Origin of the sequence: Dokdonella sp. (assembly GCF_036518555.1) — a bacterium.
GTDB lineage: Bacteria > Pseudomonadota > Gammaproteobacteria > Xanthomonadales > Rhodanobacteraceae > Dokdonella_A.
Genome location: NZ_DATDMY010000143.1, coordinates 1 through 13631, shown reverse-complemented (window position 1 = coordinate 13631; position 13631 = coordinate 1). Strand labels below are relative to the sequence as shown.

Annotated in this window: 19 protein-coding genes; 1 reads left to right on the top strand and 18 read right to left on the bottom strand. The window is 65.4% G+C overall.

Annotated elements, in window-relative coordinates; all coding sequences use genetic code 11:
* A partial coding sequence (locus VI238_RS08825; protein ID WP_331650515.1) for a peptidylprolyl isomerase occupies positions 1 to 429 on the bottom strand: 429 nt, incomplete at its 3' end.
* A 168-nt stretch (positions 430 to 597) separates the two neighbouring features.
* Here VI238_RS08825 and typA point away from each other — a divergent pair.
* Complete coding sequence (typA, locus tag VI238_RS08820; RefSeq protein ID WP_331650513.1) at positions 598 to 2430, top strand: translational GTPase TypA; 1833 nt, start codon at positions 598 to 600, stop codon at positions 2428 to 2430.
* 201 nt (positions 2431 to 2631) lie between these two features.
* On the opposite strand, the gene VI238_RS08815 is transcribed toward typA, so the two are convergent.
* From VI238_RS08815 to rplX, 17 genes are all read right to left on the bottom strand, one after another.
* Positions 2632 to 4020, bottom strand: coding sequence for a class II 3-deoxy-7-phosphoheptulonate synthase (locus VI238_RS08815; RefSeq protein WP_331650511.1), 1389 nt, complete (start codon positions 4018 to 4020; stop codon positions 2632 to 2634).
* Between the two features lie 83 nt (positions 4021 to 4103).
* Positions 4104 to 4622, bottom strand: a complete 519-nt coding sequence (locus VI238_RS08810; RefSeq protein ID WP_331650509.1) for a disulfide bond formation protein B — start codon at positions 4620 to 4622, stop codon at positions 4104 to 4106.
* Positions 4623 to 4979: 357 nt separating this feature from the next.
* Positions 4980 to 5369 (bottom strand): 50S ribosomal protein L17, encoded by a 390-nt coding sequence (gene rplQ / locus VI238_RS08805; RefSeq protein WP_331650507.1) that lies wholly within the window; start codon positions 5367 to 5369, stop codon positions 4980 to 4982.
* 224 nt (positions 5370 to 5593) lie between these two features.
* Positions 5594 to 6592, bottom strand: a complete 999-nt coding sequence (locus VI238_RS08800; RefSeq protein ID WP_131994909.1) for a DNA-directed RNA polymerase subunit alpha — start codon at positions 6590 to 6592, stop codon at positions 5594 to 5596.
* A 79-nt stretch (positions 6593 to 6671) separates the two neighbouring features.
* Complete coding sequence (gene rpsD, locus VI238_RS08795; protein ID WP_331650504.1) at positions 6672 to 7304, bottom strand: 30S ribosomal protein S4; 633 nt, start codon at positions 7302 to 7304, stop codon at positions 6672 to 6674.
* 15 nt (positions 7305 to 7319) lie between these two features.
* The gene (gene rpsK / locus VI238_RS08790; protein ID WP_331650502.1) at positions 7320 to 7712 is read right to left on the bottom strand and encodes a 30S ribosomal protein S11; all 393 of its coding nucleotides are present in this window, start codon (positions 7710 to 7712) and stop codon (positions 7320 to 7322) included.
* A 21-nt stretch (positions 7713 to 7733) separates the two neighbouring features.
* Positions 7734 to 8090 carry a 30S ribosomal protein S13 gene (gene rpsM / locus VI238_RS08785; protein WP_331650500.1) on the bottom strand — a complete coding sequence of 119 codons (357 nt, stop codon included), beginning with the start codon at positions 8088 to 8090 and terminating at the stop codon, positions 7734 to 7736.
* 115 nt (positions 8091 to 8205) lie between these two features.
* A complete protein-coding gene (gene secY, locus VI238_RS08780; protein ID WP_331650498.1) occupies positions 8206 to 9519 on the bottom strand; it encodes a preprotein translocase subunit SecY in 1314 nt (437 codons plus the stop codon).
* Between the two features lie 4 nt (positions 9520 to 9523).
* Positions 9524 to 9964 carry a 50S ribosomal protein L15 gene (rplO, locus tag VI238_RS08775; protein WP_331650519.1) on the bottom strand — a complete coding sequence of 147 codons (441 nt, stop codon included), beginning with the start codon at positions 9962 to 9964 and terminating at the stop codon, positions 9524 to 9526.
* A gap of 59 nt (positions 9965 to 10023) precedes the next feature.
* Entirely contained in the window at positions 10024 to 10212 is a 189-nt protein-coding gene (gene rpmD / locus VI238_RS08770; RefSeq protein ID WP_331650517.1) for a 50S ribosomal protein L30, read from the bottom strand.
* 10 nt (positions 10213 to 10222) lie between these two features.
* Positions 10223 to 10735: a 30S ribosomal protein S5 gene (gene rpsE / locus VI238_RS08765; protein ID WP_331650496.1), complete on the bottom strand. Its 513-nt coding sequence runs from the start codon at positions 10733 to 10735 to the stop codon at positions 10223 to 10225.
* A gap of 183 nt (positions 10736 to 10918) precedes the next feature.
* A complete protein-coding gene (gene rplR, locus VI238_RS08760; RefSeq protein WP_331650495.1) occupies positions 10919 to 11272 on the bottom strand; it encodes a 50S ribosomal protein L18 in 354 nt (117 codons plus the stop codon).
* 80 nt (positions 11273 to 11352) lie between these two features.
* The gene (gene rplF, locus VI238_RS08755; RefSeq protein ID WP_331650493.1) at positions 11353 to 11880 is read right to left on the bottom strand and encodes a 50S ribosomal protein L6; all 528 of its coding nucleotides are present in this window, start codon (positions 11878 to 11880) and stop codon (positions 11353 to 11355) included.
* Between the two features lie 20 nt (positions 11881 to 11900).
* Positions 11901 to 12296, bottom strand: coding sequence for a 30S ribosomal protein S8 (rpsH, locus tag VI238_RS08750; RefSeq protein WP_331650491.1), 396 nt, complete (start codon positions 12294 to 12296; stop codon positions 11901 to 11903).
* 86 nt (positions 12297 to 12382) lie between these two features.
* On the bottom strand, positions 12383 to 12688 hold the full coding sequence (gene rpsN, locus VI238_RS08745; protein ID WP_331650489.1) for a 30S ribosomal protein S14: 306 nt from the start codon (positions 12686 to 12688) through the stop codon (positions 12383 to 12385).
* Positions 12689 to 12713: 25 nt separating this feature from the next.
* Positions 12714 to 13253 carry a 50S ribosomal protein L5 gene (gene rplE / locus VI238_RS08740; protein WP_331650487.1) on the bottom strand — a complete coding sequence of 180 codons (540 nt, stop codon included), beginning with the start codon at positions 13251 to 13253 and terminating at the stop codon, positions 12714 to 12716.
* Positions 13254 to 13264: 11 nt separating this feature from the next.
* Complete coding sequence (rplX, locus tag VI238_RS08735) at positions 13265 to 13579, bottom strand: 50S ribosomal protein L24 (RefSeq protein WP_331650485.1); 315 nt, start codon at positions 13577 to 13579, stop codon at positions 13265 to 13267.
* Positions 13580 to 13631: the final 52 nt, after the last annotated feature.

The window sequence follows — 13631 nt, the reverse complement described above, 5'->3', positions numbered from 1 at the left end:
GTCGCCGCCCTTGATCTTGTCGACGATCGCCTGGTCGGCCGGGCCGACGACGCTGCCGAACACGGTGTGCTTGCCGTCGAGCCACGGTGTCGGCACGTGCGTGATGAAGAACTGGCTGCCATTGGTGCCGCGGCCCATGCGCGAGCCCGCGTTGGCCATCGACAGGATGCCCGGGCGGTCATGCTTGAGCGCCGGCACGATCTCGTCGTCGAACTGGTAGCCGGGGCCGCCGGTGCCGCTGCCCTGCGGGCAGCCGCCCTGGATCATGAAATCGGGGATCACGCGATGGAACGTCTTGCCGTCGTAGAAGCCGCGGCGCGCGAGGTTGACGAAGCTCGCGACGGTCATCGGCACCTGGTCGGCGAACAGGCGCAGGTGGATCGTACCGTGCGCGGTCGCGATTTCGGCGGTCAGCTCGGGGAGGGACATCGGGATGGCTCCGGATTCGTGGGACGCGCAGCCTAACCGATCCGCGCGCAGGATTCCCGGCGGAGCCGGCAGCGGTCACGGATTCCCGCTATAATATCCGGCTGACTTGCGGCTCCCCGCCGCCCCGATCCCCAAACCGGCCGCGTCGACGGCTGCAGGCCTGCCCAGATGTCCATCGAAAACCTCCGCAACATCGCGATCGTCGCCCACGTCGACCACGGCAAGACGACGCTCGTCGATTGCCTGCTCAAGCAGTCCGGCACGTTCAGCGAGCGCACCGTGCTCGCCGAGCGCGTCATGGACTCGAACGACCAGGAAAAGGAACGCGGCATCACGATCCTGTCGAAGAACACCGCGATCACCTGGCAGGGCAACCGCATCAACATCGTCGACACGCCGGGCCATGCCGACTTCGGCGGCGAGGTCGAGCGCGTGCTGTCGATGGTCGACACGGTGCTCATCCTCGTCGACGCGATGGACGGTCCGATGCCCCAGACGCGCTTCGTGACGCAGAAGGCGTTCCAGATGGGCTTTCGCCCGATCGTCGTCATCAACAAGATCGACCGGCCGGGCGCACGCCCCGACTGGGTGCTGAACCAGACCTTCGACCTGTTCGACCGCCTTGGCGCGACCAACGAACAGCTCGACTTCCCGGTCGTCTACGCGTCGGCGCTGCACGGCTACGCGAGCCTCGATCCCGACGCGCGCTCGGGCGACATGACGCCGCTGTACGAAGCGATCATGCAGCACGTGTCGCCGCCGCAGGTCGATCTCGATGGCCCGTTCCAGATGCGCATCAGCCAGCTCGATTACAACAACTACGTCGGCCTGATCGGCATCGGCCGCGTGCAGCGCGGCAAGGTGCGCACGAACATGCCGGTCGTCATCATCGACCGCGAAGGCAAGCGTCGCAATGCGAAGGTGCTGCAGGTGCTCGGCTTCATGGGGCTCGAGCGGCGTGAAGTCGCGGAAGCCGAAGCCGGCGACATCATCGCGGTCAACGGCATCGAGGCGCTCGGCATCTCCGACACGATCTGCGCGCCGGAAGCGCCGGAGCAACTGCCGGTGCTGACCGTCGACGAACCCACGATCAGCATGACGTTCCAGGTCAACAATTCGCCGTTCGCCGGCAACCGCGACCATAGCGGCGGCAAGTTCCTCACCTCGCGCCAGCTTCGCGACCGCCTGCTGCGCGAAACGCTGCACAACGTCGCGCTCAAGGTCGAGGAAACCGAGGATCCGGACAAGTTCAAGGTGTCCGGTCGCGGCGAGCTGCACCTGTCGGTGCTCATCGAGACGATGCGTCGCGAAGGCTACGAGCTCGCGGTGTCGCGCCCGGAGGTCATCATCAAGGACATCGACGGCGTGCCGAGCGAGCCGATCGAGCAGCTCGTGTGCGACCTCGAGGAGCAGTACCAGGGCGGCGTCATGGAGCGCCTCGGCATGCGCCGCGGCCAGCTCGTCAACATGGAGCCGGACGGCAAGGGACGCGTGCGCCTCGAGTACACGATCCCGGCGCGCGGCCTGATCGGCTTCCAGACCGAGTTCCGCACGATCACCGCGGGCACCGGCCTGCTGTTCCACGTCTTCGACCACTACGGCCCGAAGGCGGAAGGCGCGATCGCCAAGCGCCCGAACGGCGTGATGATCTCGAATGGCCAGGGTCCCGCGCCCGCGTACGCGCTGGTCGGCCTGCAGGAGCGCGGACGCCTGCTCGTGAGCGAAGGCGACGAGATCTACGAAGGCCAGCTCGTCGGCATCCACGCGAAGGACAACGACCTTACGGTGAATGCGCTGCGCGCGAAGCAGCTCACGAACATCCGGGCGGCCGGCAAGGACGACAACGTGCAACTGACGCCGCCGATCCGCATGTCGCTGGAGCAGGCGCTCGAGTTCATCGAGGACGACGAACTCGTCGAAGTCACGCCGAAGGCGATTCGCCTGCGCAAGAAGCATCTCACCGAGAACGACCGCAAGCGCGCTTCGCGCCAGGCCGCGTGACGATCGCGCGCACGCGCTGCGGCGCGTGCGCATTCGCTGCCGGGTGACTCCCTGCTTCGGACCGCGGCGCGGCGATCCGACCCGCGGCGCGGATGGAAGGCGCGCCAGGCCCGATGGCTCGGAATGGCGCGATCGATGCGCCACTGCGCAGGTGCGACGTACGGTCCTGCGCCGGTCCCGCGGCTCGAGATCCGGGCCTGCTCAGCCGGCGTTCGCCAGCGCCCCTCGCTTGCGCACGATGAGCATCGCGATCTCGAGCGATTGCTCGTAGTTGAGGCGTGGATCGACCTGGGACTTGTACGCGCGCGTCAGGTCGGTTTCCGTGAGGTCACGCGCGCCACCCATGCACTCGGTGACGTTCTCCCCGGTGAGCTCGAGATGCACGCCGCCCAGGCGCGTGCCGGCGGCGGCATGTACATCGAACGCGCGGTCGAGTTCGCCACGGATGTTCTCGAACCGCCGCGTTTTCACGCCGTTGCCGACCGTCTCCGTGTTGCCGTGCATTGGATCGCAAACCCACAACGGCGTGCGCCCGGCGCCCTTCATCGCCGCGAGCAACGGCGGCAGGGCGCTCTCGATCTTCGCCACTCCCATGCGATGGATGAGGGTGAGGCGGCCCGGTTCGCGCTCGGGATCGAGCACGTCGACGAGACGACGCAGTTGGTCGGGCGTCACCGAAGGCCCGACCTTGACGGCGATCGGGTTGCGGATGCCGCGGAAGTACTCGACGTGCGCGCCGTCGATCGCCGCGGTGCGCATGCCGATCCACGGGAAATGCGTCGACAGGTTGAACCACCCCGCCTGCCGCGGCACGCGGCGCGTGAGCGCCTGTTCGTAGTGCAGGACGAGCGCCTCGTGCGAGGTGTAGAAGTCGACGCGCTGGAAGCTGCCGAGCGGTTCGCCCGCGAGCGTTTCCATGAATCGCAGCGAGTTGCCGATCGACTCGACCATCGCGCGATACTCGTCCTGCAGCGGCGAGTGCTGGACCCAGCCGAGGTCCCAGTACTCGGGATGGTGCAGGTCGGCGAAACCGCCATCGACGAGGGCGCGCACGAAATTCATCGTCATCGCCGATCGCGCGTGGGCGCGGATGAGGCGCTGGGGATCGGCGCGGCGCGCCTCCGCGGTGAACGCCGCCGCATTGACGAGGTCACCGCGGTAGCTCGGCAACGTCCTTCCATCGCGCGTTTCGTGGTCGGCCGAGCGGGGCTTTGCGTACTGACCGGCGAATCGGCCGACGCGCACGACCGGCAGCTTGAGCCCGTGCACGAGCACGAGGCTCATCTGCAACATGACCTTGAGGCGGTTCGAGATCAGCGGCGACGTGCAGTCGTCGAAACTCTCCGCGCAATCGCCGCCTTGCAGCAGGAACCGTTCGCCCGCGGCAGCCTCGGCGAGCAGGCGCTTGAGCGAGAGGATCTCCCACGACGTGACCAACGGCGGCAGCTGCGACAGCTGCGCGAGCGCCAGGCCGAGTTCAATCTCGTCCGCGTAGACGGGCTGCTGCGTCTGCGGGGAGCCCTGCCATGACGACGGTGACCATTCGCGGAGGGCGCTGCCGAGCGGTACAAGGGGTTCCGGGAAGGCCATGGCGATCGTGGCTTGCTGCAATGCGGAAAACGATCATGCCATAGCCCGCGACGGCCGTCATACCGACGGTGGCGTATCGAGCCTCACGCCGGGCGGCGTCGGAATCCAGCCCACAGCGTGCCTGCACCCAGCAGGAAGTAGGCGATGAGCGTCCACCCCGGCATCGTGATGCCGAGCAGCCGCCAGCTGCTCTCGCTGCAATCGCCGCTCGCCATGAACGCCTTCCTGATCGCCTGGGCAAGCGGGAACCGGTTGTCGAACAGCGTGTAGAAGTCCATGCCGCAACCGCCCATGAGCGGGTCAGGCGGATTCATCTGCATCCACAGATGCTGCACGGCGATCACGGCGCCGATGGAAGCGAAGAGCGCGACCAGCAGTGCGTATACGCGCCGGCCCGTCCCCCCGGGGCCGTGCAGTGCGCCCGCGAGGAAGAACACGCCCATGGCGACGAAGGCGCCGCGCTGGAACATGCACTTGGGGCACGGAACGATGCCTTGCTGGCGTTCGAGGATGAAGTACGCGTAGGCGACCAGGCCGAAGCAGATGAGCGCGCCGAGCGCGAACTGCGAGCGGAACGGCCATGCGAACGGGTTCGGGTTCATGCGTACTCCGTGATCGATTGCGCCAAGTCTAGCGTCACGTCGATGCTACGGAAATTGCCGTAGAACCGGCGCGCCAGCGGATGTGCAGACAACGGGGCGCAACCGAAGTGCCGCGTCGAACCTCGCTGCGAACACGAGCGGCAAGCGAACGACGAACCGATGCAAAGGCCTTGCATGGCGGCGGCACGCGACCCGATGCAGCCGTGCGGCCGACCCATGCTTTGGGACGACCGCGCCGCGGCGGTGCATACCCGTCGTTCCGGCACGAAGCGCCACGCCGGCGCGGTCGTGCGCGCCCCGTTGAAACGAAAAGCCCCGGACGGACCGGGGCCTTTCAACGACGAGCAGGCGCGGATCTCAATCCGCGGTCTGGTCGCCCGCGTCGGACCGCGGGCGATCGACGAGCTCGACGTACGCCATCGGCGCGTTGTCGCCGTTGCGGAAGCCGCACTTCAGAAGGCGCAGGTACCCGCCCTTGCGCTCGCGATAGCGCGGGCCGAGCTCGACGAACAGCTTGCCGACCGCTTCCTTGTCGCGCAGGCGCGCGAACGCGAGGCGACGATTGGCGACGCCGTCGGTCTTCGCGAGCGTGATCAGCGGCTCGGCGACGCGACGAAGCTCCTTCGCCTTCGGCAGCGTGGTACGGATGAGCTCGTGCTTGAACAGCGACGCGGCCATGTTCTTGAACATCGCCTCGCGGTGGCTGCTCGTGCGATTGAATTTGCGACCGGCCTTCTGGTGGCGCATGGGTGAATCCTCGTTGTCTCGATTGTTATGAGAAGCCGGGACTCATGCCCGGCGACCCGCGGTTACCCGCTGTCTTGAGCCCGATGAACGGGCTATCCATGAAACTGCATTTGTCGAACGGTGCGGCCATGGACGGCCGCCCTGGGCTACATCGAAGTCGTTAACGCGACCTCTCGCGACCATCGGCCGCAGCGGCGATCAAGGACGATCGCAAAAGCAAACTATCAGCCCAGCTGCATGCCGTGCACGAGACCGGGCGGCGGCCAGCTGTCGAGCTTCATGCCGAGCTGCAGCCCGCGTTGGTAGAGCACGTCCTTGATCTCCGTCAGCGACTTCTTGCCGAGGTTCGGAGTCTTCAGCAGCTCGACCTCGGTCTTCTGGACGAGATCGCCGATGTAGTAGATGCTTTCCGCCTTCAGGCAGTTGGCCGACCGCACGGTCAACTCGAGGTCGTCGATCGGGCGCAGAAGCACCGGGTCGACGCCGCTCTTGTCGGTCTTCGCATCGGTGCTCTCGCGGCGCGCGAAATCGCCGAACACGCTGATCTGGTCCTGCAGGATCTCGGCGGCCTTGCGCACCGCTTCCTCGGCGTCGATTGCACCGTTGGTTTCGACGTCGAGCACGAGCTTGTCGAGATCGGTACGCTGTTCGAGGCGCGCGCTGTCCACGTTGTAGGCGACGCGGCGAACGGGGCAGAACGACGCATCGAGCTGCAGCCGGCCGATCGGACGCGCTTCCTCGTCCGGCAGGCGGCGCGCAGTGGCGGGCTGGTAGCCGACGCCGCGCACGACCTTGAGGCGCATGTTGAGCGCGATGTCCTTGGTCAGGTGGCAGATCACGTGATCGGGGTTGACGATCTCGACCGAATGATCGACCTTGATGTCGCCAGCGACGACGACGCCCTTGCCCTTCTTGCTGAGCGTGAGGGTGGTCTCATCCTGACCGTGCATGCGGATGGCCACGTCCTTGAGGTTGAGGAGCACCTCGATGACGTCTTCCTGGAGGCCTTCGAGCGTCGTGTACTCGTGCAGCACGCCGTCGATTTCGACTTCGATGATCGCGCTACCAGGGATGGACGACAGCAGCACGCGACGCAGCGCGTTGCCGAGCGTGTGACCGAAGCCGCGCTCCAGCGGCTCGACGACGACCTTGGCGCGGTCGGTACCGAGGCGTTCGACTTGTATGCCGCGCGGACGCAGCACGTTGGTGGACGATCCCGCCATATGCAGTTGACTCCAAGAATCCTCGCGGATTCCTCAAAGTGATGTGTTCCTGCGAAGGTCCGGGCGGGGCCCGGCCTCCTTACTTCGAGTACAGCTCGATGATCAGGCTTTCGTTGATGTCCGACGGCAGATCGGAACGTTCCGGCATCGCCTTGAACAGGCCGCTCGCCTTCTTCGCGTCGACCTCGACCCACGACGGGGTCAGGTCCATTTCCTGCGACACGGTCAGCGACTCCTGCACGCGGAGCTGGCTCTTGGCGCGCTCGCTGAGCGCGACTTCGTCGCCCGGGCGCACCTGGTAAGAAGGCAGGTTCACCTTCTTGCCGTTGACGCGTACGGCGGCGTGCGACACCAGCTGGCGCGCGGCCGCGCGCGTCACCGCGAAGCCCATGCGGTAGACGACGTTGTCGAGGCGCGACTCGAGCATGCGCAGCAGGTTCTCGCCCGTATTGCCCTTCTGGCCGGACGCCTTCTGGTAATAGGTATGGAACTGGCGCTCGAGCAGGCCGTAGATGCGCTTCACCTTCTGCTTCTCGCGCAGCTGCACGCCGTAGTCGGAAAGGCGACCACGCTTGGCGCCGGCGGCGCCGTGCTGGCCGGGCTTCTGCTCCAGCTTGCACTTCGAATCGAGCGCGCGCGCGGGGCTCTTGAGACTGAGGTCGGCGCCTTCGCGGCGCGCGAGCTTGCAGGTGGGTCCGAGATAACGAGCCATGGTTCCTGATTCCCCTTACACGCGACGCTTCTTCGGCGGACGGCATCCGTTGTGCGGAATCGGCGTCACGTCGATGATGTTGGTGACCTTGAAGCCCGCATTGTTCAGCGAGCGCACGGCCGATTCACGCCCCGGGCCCGGCCCCTTGATGCGCACTTCGACCGTCTTCACGCCATAGTCGGCGGCCACGCGCGCGGCCTTGTCGGCGGCGACCTGCGCGGCGAACGGCGTCGACTTGCGCGAGCCACGGAAGCCGGCACCGCCCGCGGTCGCCCACGAAAGGGCATTGCCCTGGCGATCGGTGATGGTGACGATCGTGTTGTTGAACGAAGCCTGCACATGGGCGACGGCATCCGTCACCACGCGCTTGATCTTCTTCTTCGGCTTGACTGCAACGGGTTTGTTCATTTGCCCGGATATCCTGCGAAATTACTTCTTGATGGCGCGGCGCGGGCCCTTGCGGGTGCGCGCGTTGGTGCGGGTGCGCTGCCCGCGCAGCGGGAGGCCGCGACGGTGGCGCAGGCCGCGGTAGGTACCGAGGTCGATCAGGCGCTTGATCGACATGCCGACCTCGCGTCGCAGGTCACCTTCGACCGTGAACTTGGCGACTTCATGGCGCAGCTTGTCGACCTCGGCCTCGGTCAGGTCCTTGATCTTGGCGGCAGGATTGACACCCGCGCCGTCGCAGACCTTCTTCGCGCGCGAACGGCCGACGCCGAAAATGCTCTGCAGGCCGATCACGACATGCTTCTGTACCGGCAGATTGACACCCGCAATGCGTGCCATGCTTGTTGATCTCCAAAAAAACTACTTAAGTGCGCAGAGAACTTGACATTATATCCGGTTTACCGCTGCCGGGAAACCCCCGGCCCGCTCGGGGCCGGACTTGGACCTTTACCGCTCAACGGCCGCGCAAATTCGCCTTCTTGAGCAGACTTTCGTACTGGTGGGAAACCAGGTGCGCCTGGATCTGGGCGGTGAAGTCCATGACCACGACCACCACGATCAGCAGGGACGTACCACCGAAATAGAACGGCACGTGCCACGCGTTGCGCAGGATGTCCGGCACCAGGCAAACCGCGACGAGATACAGCGCGCCGGCGCCGGTAAGGCGTGTCAGTACGCCGTCGATGTAGTCGGCCGTCGCCTTGCCCGGGCGCAGTCCCGGAATCAACGCGCCGGACCGCTTCAGGTTGTCCGCGGTCTCCTGCGAATTGAACGTCAACGCCGTGTAGAAGTACGCGAACACGATGATGAGCAGCGCGTACAGCAGCATGTGCAGCGGCTCGCCCGGACCGAGCGACGCCGTGAGCACCTGCAGCCAGTGGATCTCGTTGGCGTTGTTGAACCAGGTTGCCGCCGTCGCCGGGAACATCAGCAGCGAGGACGCGAAGATCGGCGGGATCACGCCCGACATGTTGATCTTGAGCGGCAAGTGCGAACTCTGGTTCATGTACGCCTTGCCTGCCCCGCCCTGCCGCCGTGCGTAGTTCACCGTGATCCGACGCTGGCCACGCTCCATGAACACGACGAACGCGGTGACCGCGAGCACGATCACGAACACGATCAGAACCCGCAGGATCGGCAATTCGCCCGTCTGCGCCATGCCGAGCGTATGCACGACCGCGGCCGGCAGCCCGGCGACGATGCCGGAGAAGATCAGCAGCGAAATGCCATTGCCGATGCCGCGTTCGGTGATCTGTTCGCCCAGCCACATGAGGAACATCGTGCCGGCGGTGAGGCCCACGACGGTCGTGAAGATGAAGCTCGGGCCGGGCGCGTAGACGATGCCCGCCTGCGTCTGCAGCATCGAGGCGACGCCGAACGACTGGAACAGCGCCAGCGCAACGGTTCCGAGGCGCGTATACGTGGTCAGCTTGCGCCGACCTGCCTCGCCTTCCTTGCGCAGCTGCTGCCAGCTAGGGATCACGGACGCGAACATCTGGACGATGATCGATGCCGAGATGTACGGAATGACGCCGAGGGCGAAGATCGACAGTCGGCTCAACGCACCGCCCGAGAACATGTTGAACATGTCGAGCAGCCCGCCGCCCTGCTGGATGCGGCGCGCCATCTCCTCCGGGTTGACACCCGGCACGGGAATGAACGAACCGAGCCGGTACACGACGAGTGCGCCGACCACGAACAGCAGGCGTTGCTTCAGCTCGGTCAACTTGCCGAGCGAAGCGAGCGGATTCGACTGCGAAGACGCCACGCGCTTACTCCACGCTGCCGCCGGCAGCCTCGATCGCGGCCTTGGCGCCGGCGGTGACCGCCACGCCCTTGAGCTTCACCGCTCGCTTGATCTCGCCCTTCTTCACGATCTTCGCCCGCGCGGCGCGCGTCCCGATCAGTCCGGCGCCCTTGAGCACGTCGAAATCGACCACGTCGGCCTTCAACGAATCGAGCTGGTACAGCAGCACTTCGCTGACTTCGTGTGCCTTCTTCGAGCGGAAACCGACCTTCGGCAAGCGGCGCTGCAGCGGCATCTGGCCACCTTCGAAGCCGGCCTTGACCTTGCCCTTGCCCGCACGCGCGTACTGGCCCTTGTGGCCGCGACCGGCCGTCTTGCCGAGCCCCGAACCGATGCCGCGACCGACACGGACGCGATCCTTGCGGGCACCTGCGGCGGGCTTGAGTGTGTTGAGACGCATGTCAATCGACTCCAGAGAAATTGCTAGGTCGAGGCATCGAACGCGAGTTCAATGCCCCGGGCGCCTCAGGCGCTCTCTTCGATGCGGACCAGATAGCTGACCTGATTGATCAGGCCACGCACCGACGGCGAATCCACCAGTTCGCGCACATCATTGAGCTTGCGCAGACCGAGCGCGCGAACACTGATGCGATGGCGCTCCTGGCAACCGTTGATGCTCTTGAACAGGCGGACGCGGATCGTCTTGCCTTCCATCGCCTTCGTCTTAGCCATTGCCCATCACCTCGTCGACCGACTTGCCGCGCTTGGACGCAATGCGCGCCGGCGACACCATCGCCTGCAGGCCATTGATCGTCGCGCGCACCAGATTGATCGGATTGCGCGAGCCGACCGCCTTGGCCAGCACGTTCTTGACGCCGACCACCTCGAGAACGGCGCGCATCGCGCCGCCCGCGATCACGCCGGTACCTTCCGACGCCGGCTGCATGAACACCTTGGCTGCGCCATGGTTGGCCTTCACCGCATGGAACAGCGTGCCGTTGTTGAGGTCCACCTTGACCATGCCCTTGCGCGCACGTTCCATCGCCTTGGAGATCGCGACCGGCACTTCACGTGCCTTGCCGTAACCGAAGCCGACGCGTCCATCGCCATCGCCGACCACCGTCAGCGCCGTGAAGCTCATCTGGCGGCCGCCCTTGACGGTCTTCGCCACGCGGTTGACCGCGATCAGCTTCTCGAGGAAGCCGTCGCTGTTCTCACGTTCGTTCGTATTCGCCATGTTTCACCTGTCATGCCGCCCGCCGGAGCGGTTGCGGACTTCTGCTTGCGGCAACGCCGCTTGGAGTTGTGATGGAACGGTTCCGGAACGGCTCAATCCGGTCACGCATGCGCCAGCCCTGGCGCCCGGCAGCAAGCCGGAATCGTTGCACGCTCCCGCACGGCCGCGAACGGCCGCGGGGGATCAGAACTTCAGGCCCGCCTCGCGCGCCGCGTCCGCGAGCGCCTGGATGCGGCCATGGTAGCGAAAGCCCGAACGGTCGAACGCGACCTTCTCGATGCCCGCCTTGATGGCGGCCTCGGCGACCGCCTTGCCGACGGCTGCGGCTGCGGTCTTGTTCTTCGTGCCCTTGAGGCCTTCGGCAATCGCCTTCTGCGTGGTCGACGCGGCAGCGATCACCTTGTCGCCGTCGGCGGTCTGCACCTGCGCATAGATGTGCTGGCCGCTGCGATGCACGCTCAGGCGCGGCACGCCCAGCGTGCGGATGTGCGCGCGCGTCGACTTGGCGCGGCGGAGTCTTGCGATGTTCTTTTCCATGGTCGTAATTCCAGAAGCGGATCGGCAGCTCTAGTGAGAAGTCCGGCCGGGCATGGCCGAGCCCCTGCGGGAAGCCCGCACTACGCCTTCTTGGCCTCTTTGAGGGTGATCTGTTCGCCGGAGTAACGCACGCCCTTGCCCTTGTAGGGTTCCGGCGGGCGGAAGGCGCGGATCTTCGCGGCGACTTCGCCCACGCGCTGCTTGTCCGCACCCGCGATCAGGATTTCGGTCTGCGCCGGAACCGTGATCGTGATGCCTTCCGGCGCCTTGAAGACGACCGGATGGGAAAAGCCGAGCGTGAGGCTGAGATCCTTGCCTGCAAGTGCGGCGCGGTAGCCGACGCCGACCAGCTCCAGCTTGCGCTGGTAGCCTTCGCTGACGCCGGTGACCATGTTGTTGATCAACGCACGGGCGGTACCCGCCATCTTCGTGTCGTTGGGGCTCTTGGCGCTGAGCGTGACGGTGCCGCCATCGACGGCTACATTCACTCCGGCCGGCGACGCGATCGCGAGCGTGCCCTTCGGGCCCTTCACGGTGATCGCATCGGCCTTGACCTGGCACTCGACGCCCTTCGGCAGGGCAATGGGTTTCTTGGCAACGCGGGACATGTCTTATCTCTCCAAGAAACTTAGGCGACCAGGCCGATGACTTCGCCGCCCAGCCCCTTCTTGCGAGCCTGCGCGTCGGTCATGATGCCGGACGACGTGGAAACGATCGAAATGCCGAGGCCATTGAGGACCCGCGGCAACTCGTCCTTGCCGCGATACACGCGCAGGCCCGAGCGGCTGACGCGCTCGATCCGCTCGATGACCGGCTTGCCCTCGTAATACTTGAGGGCGATCTCGAGCTTCGCCTTGCCCTCGACGGTGTTCGTCTGCACGTCGGCGACGTAGCCCTCGTCCTTAAGCAGGTTGGCGATTGCGTGCTTCACGCGTGAGGCCGGCATCGCCACGGAACGCTTGCCCGTGGCCTGCGCATTGCGAATGCGCGTAAACATGTCGGCGATGGGATCAGTCATGCTCATGAAAAAACACCTCTGAGTGCACCGATATCCGCGAAATGCGAATGATCAATTTTGATTGGCCCGGCCGACGTCGGCCGGGTTTGCGATTACCAGCTGGCCTTGCGCAGACCCGGTACGTCGCCGCGCATGGTCGCTTCGCGCAGCTTGTGGCGCGCGAGGCCGAACTTGCTGTAGACGCCGCGCGAGCGGCCGGTCAGCTCGCAACGATTGCGCTTGCGCGAGGGGCTCGAGTCCCGCGGCAGCTTCTGCAGCTTCACTGCAGCGGCGAGCTTCTCGTCGTACGACGCCGTCGTGCTGGAGACGATCTTCTTGAGCTCCACGCGCTTGGCGGCATGCCGCTTCACGAGCTTGGCGCGCTTGAGATCGCGGTTGATCATCGAAGTCTTGGCCATAATCCTGGATCCTGCTGTCGCGCTGTCAGTTGCGGAACGGGAAGTTGAACGCCTCGAGCAGCGCCTTCGCTTCCTCGTCGGTACGGGCGGTCGTCGTGATCGCGATGTCCATGCCGCGCAGCGCGTCGATCTGGTCGAAGTCGATCTCGGGGAAGATGATCTGTTCCTTCAGGCCCATGTTGAAGTTGCCGCGGCCATCGAACGAACGACCCGAGATGCCGCGGAAGTCGCGCACGCGAGGCAGCGAAATGTTGATCAGGCGGTCGAAGAACTCGAACATGCGGTGTCGACGAAGCGTCACCTTGCAGCCGATCGGCCAGTTCTCGCGGATCTTGAACGTCGCATGCGCCTTGCGGGACAGCGTCACGATCGGCTTCTGACCGGCGATCTTCGCCATGTCGGCCACGGCGTTCTCGAGGATCTTCTTGTTGCCGACCGCCTCGCCCACACCCATGTTGAGCGTGATCTTGGACAGGCGCGGCACCTGCATCGGGTTGGTGTAGCCGAAACGCTGGGTCAGCTTCGGCACGACCTGTTCTTTGTAGATCTTTTCAAGGCGGGTCATGTCGGCAGGCCTCAGGCGTCGACCACTTCGCCGGACGAGCGGTACACGCGGACCTTGCGCCCGTTTTCGAGCGTCTTGAAGCCCACGCGCTCACCCTTGCCGGTAGCGGTGTTGAACAGCATTACGTTGGAAATATGGATCGCAGCCTCACGCTCGACGATGCCGCCGGGCTGGTTCGCCTGCGGATTCGGCTTGGTGTGGCGCTTGACCAGGTTGATGTTCTGCACGAACACGGATTCACCCGCGACGCGCGTCACCTCGCCCTTCTGGCCCTTGTTCTTGCCGGCGATAACCAGGACCTGGTCGCCCTTGCGGATACGGTTCATGGCATCAACCTCGTTACAGGACTTCCGGCGCGAGCGAAACGATCTTCATGAA

What these genes read in the sequence shown, in the direction of transcription:
- typA (WP_331650513.1), top strand. Translation starts at nt 598, where the DNA reads ATGTCCATCGAAAACCTCCGCAACATCGCGATCGTCGCCCACGTCGAC.
- rpsE (WP_331650496.1), bottom strand. Translation starts at nt 10,735, where the DNA reads ATGGCGAATACGAACGAACGTGAGAACAGCGACGGCTTCCTCGAGAAG.
- VI238_RS08800 (WP_131994909.1), bottom strand. Translation starts at nt 6,592, where the DNA reads ATGGCGGGATCGTCCACCAACGTGCTGCGTCCGCGCGGCATACAAGTC.
- rplR (WP_331650495.1), bottom strand. Translation starts at nt 11,272, where the DNA reads ATGGAAAAGAACATCGCAAGACTCCGCCGCGCCAAGTCGACGCGCGCG.
- VI238_RS08815 (WP_331650511.1), bottom strand. Translation starts at nt 4,020, where the DNA reads ATGGCCTTCCCGGAACCCCTTGTACCGCTCGGCAGCGCCCTCCGCGAA.
- rpsD (WP_331650504.1), bottom strand. Translation starts at nt 7,304, where the DNA reads ATGGCTCGTTATCTCGGACCCACCTGCAAGCTCGCGCGCCGCGAAGGC.
- VI238_RS08810 (WP_331650509.1), bottom strand. Translation starts at nt 4,622, where the DNA reads ATGAACCCGAACCCGTTCGCATGGCCGTTCCGCTCGCAGTTCGCGCTC.
- rpsH (WP_331650491.1), bottom strand. Translation starts at nt 12,296, where the DNA reads ATGAGCATGACTGATCCCATCGCCGACATGTTTACGCGCATTCGCAAT.
- rpmD (WP_331650517.1), bottom strand. Translation starts at nt 10,212, where the DNA reads ATGGAAGGCAAGACGATCCGCGTCCGCCTGTTCAAGAGCATCAACGGT.
- rplE (WP_331650487.1), bottom strand. Translation starts at nt 13,253, where the DNA reads ATGACCCGCCTTGAAAAGATCTACAAAGAACAGGTCGTGCCGAAGCTG.
- rpsM (WP_331650500.1), bottom strand. Translation starts at nt 8,090, where the DNA reads ATGGCACGCATTGCGGGTGTCAATCTGCCGGTACAGAAGCATGTCGTG.
- rpsN (WP_331650489.1), bottom strand. Translation starts at nt 12,688, where the DNA reads ATGGCCAAGACTTCGATGATCAACCGCGATCTCAAGCGCGCCAAGCTC.
- rplQ (WP_331650507.1), bottom strand. Translation starts at nt 5,369, where the DNA reads ATGCGCCACCAGAAGGCCGGTCGCAAATTCAATCGCACGAGCAGCCAC.
- rplX (WP_331650485.1), bottom strand. Translation starts at nt 13,579, where the DNA reads ATGAACCGTATCCGCAAGGGCGACCAGGTCCTGGTTATCGCCGGCAAG.
- rpsK (WP_331650502.1), bottom strand. Translation starts at nt 7,712, where the DNA reads ATGAACAAACCCGTTGCAGTCAAGCCGAAGAAGAAGATCAAGCGCGTG.
- rplF (WP_331650493.1), bottom strand. Translation starts at nt 11,880, where the DNA reads ATGTCCCGCGTTGCCAAGAAACCCATTGCCCTGCCGAAGGGCGTCGAG.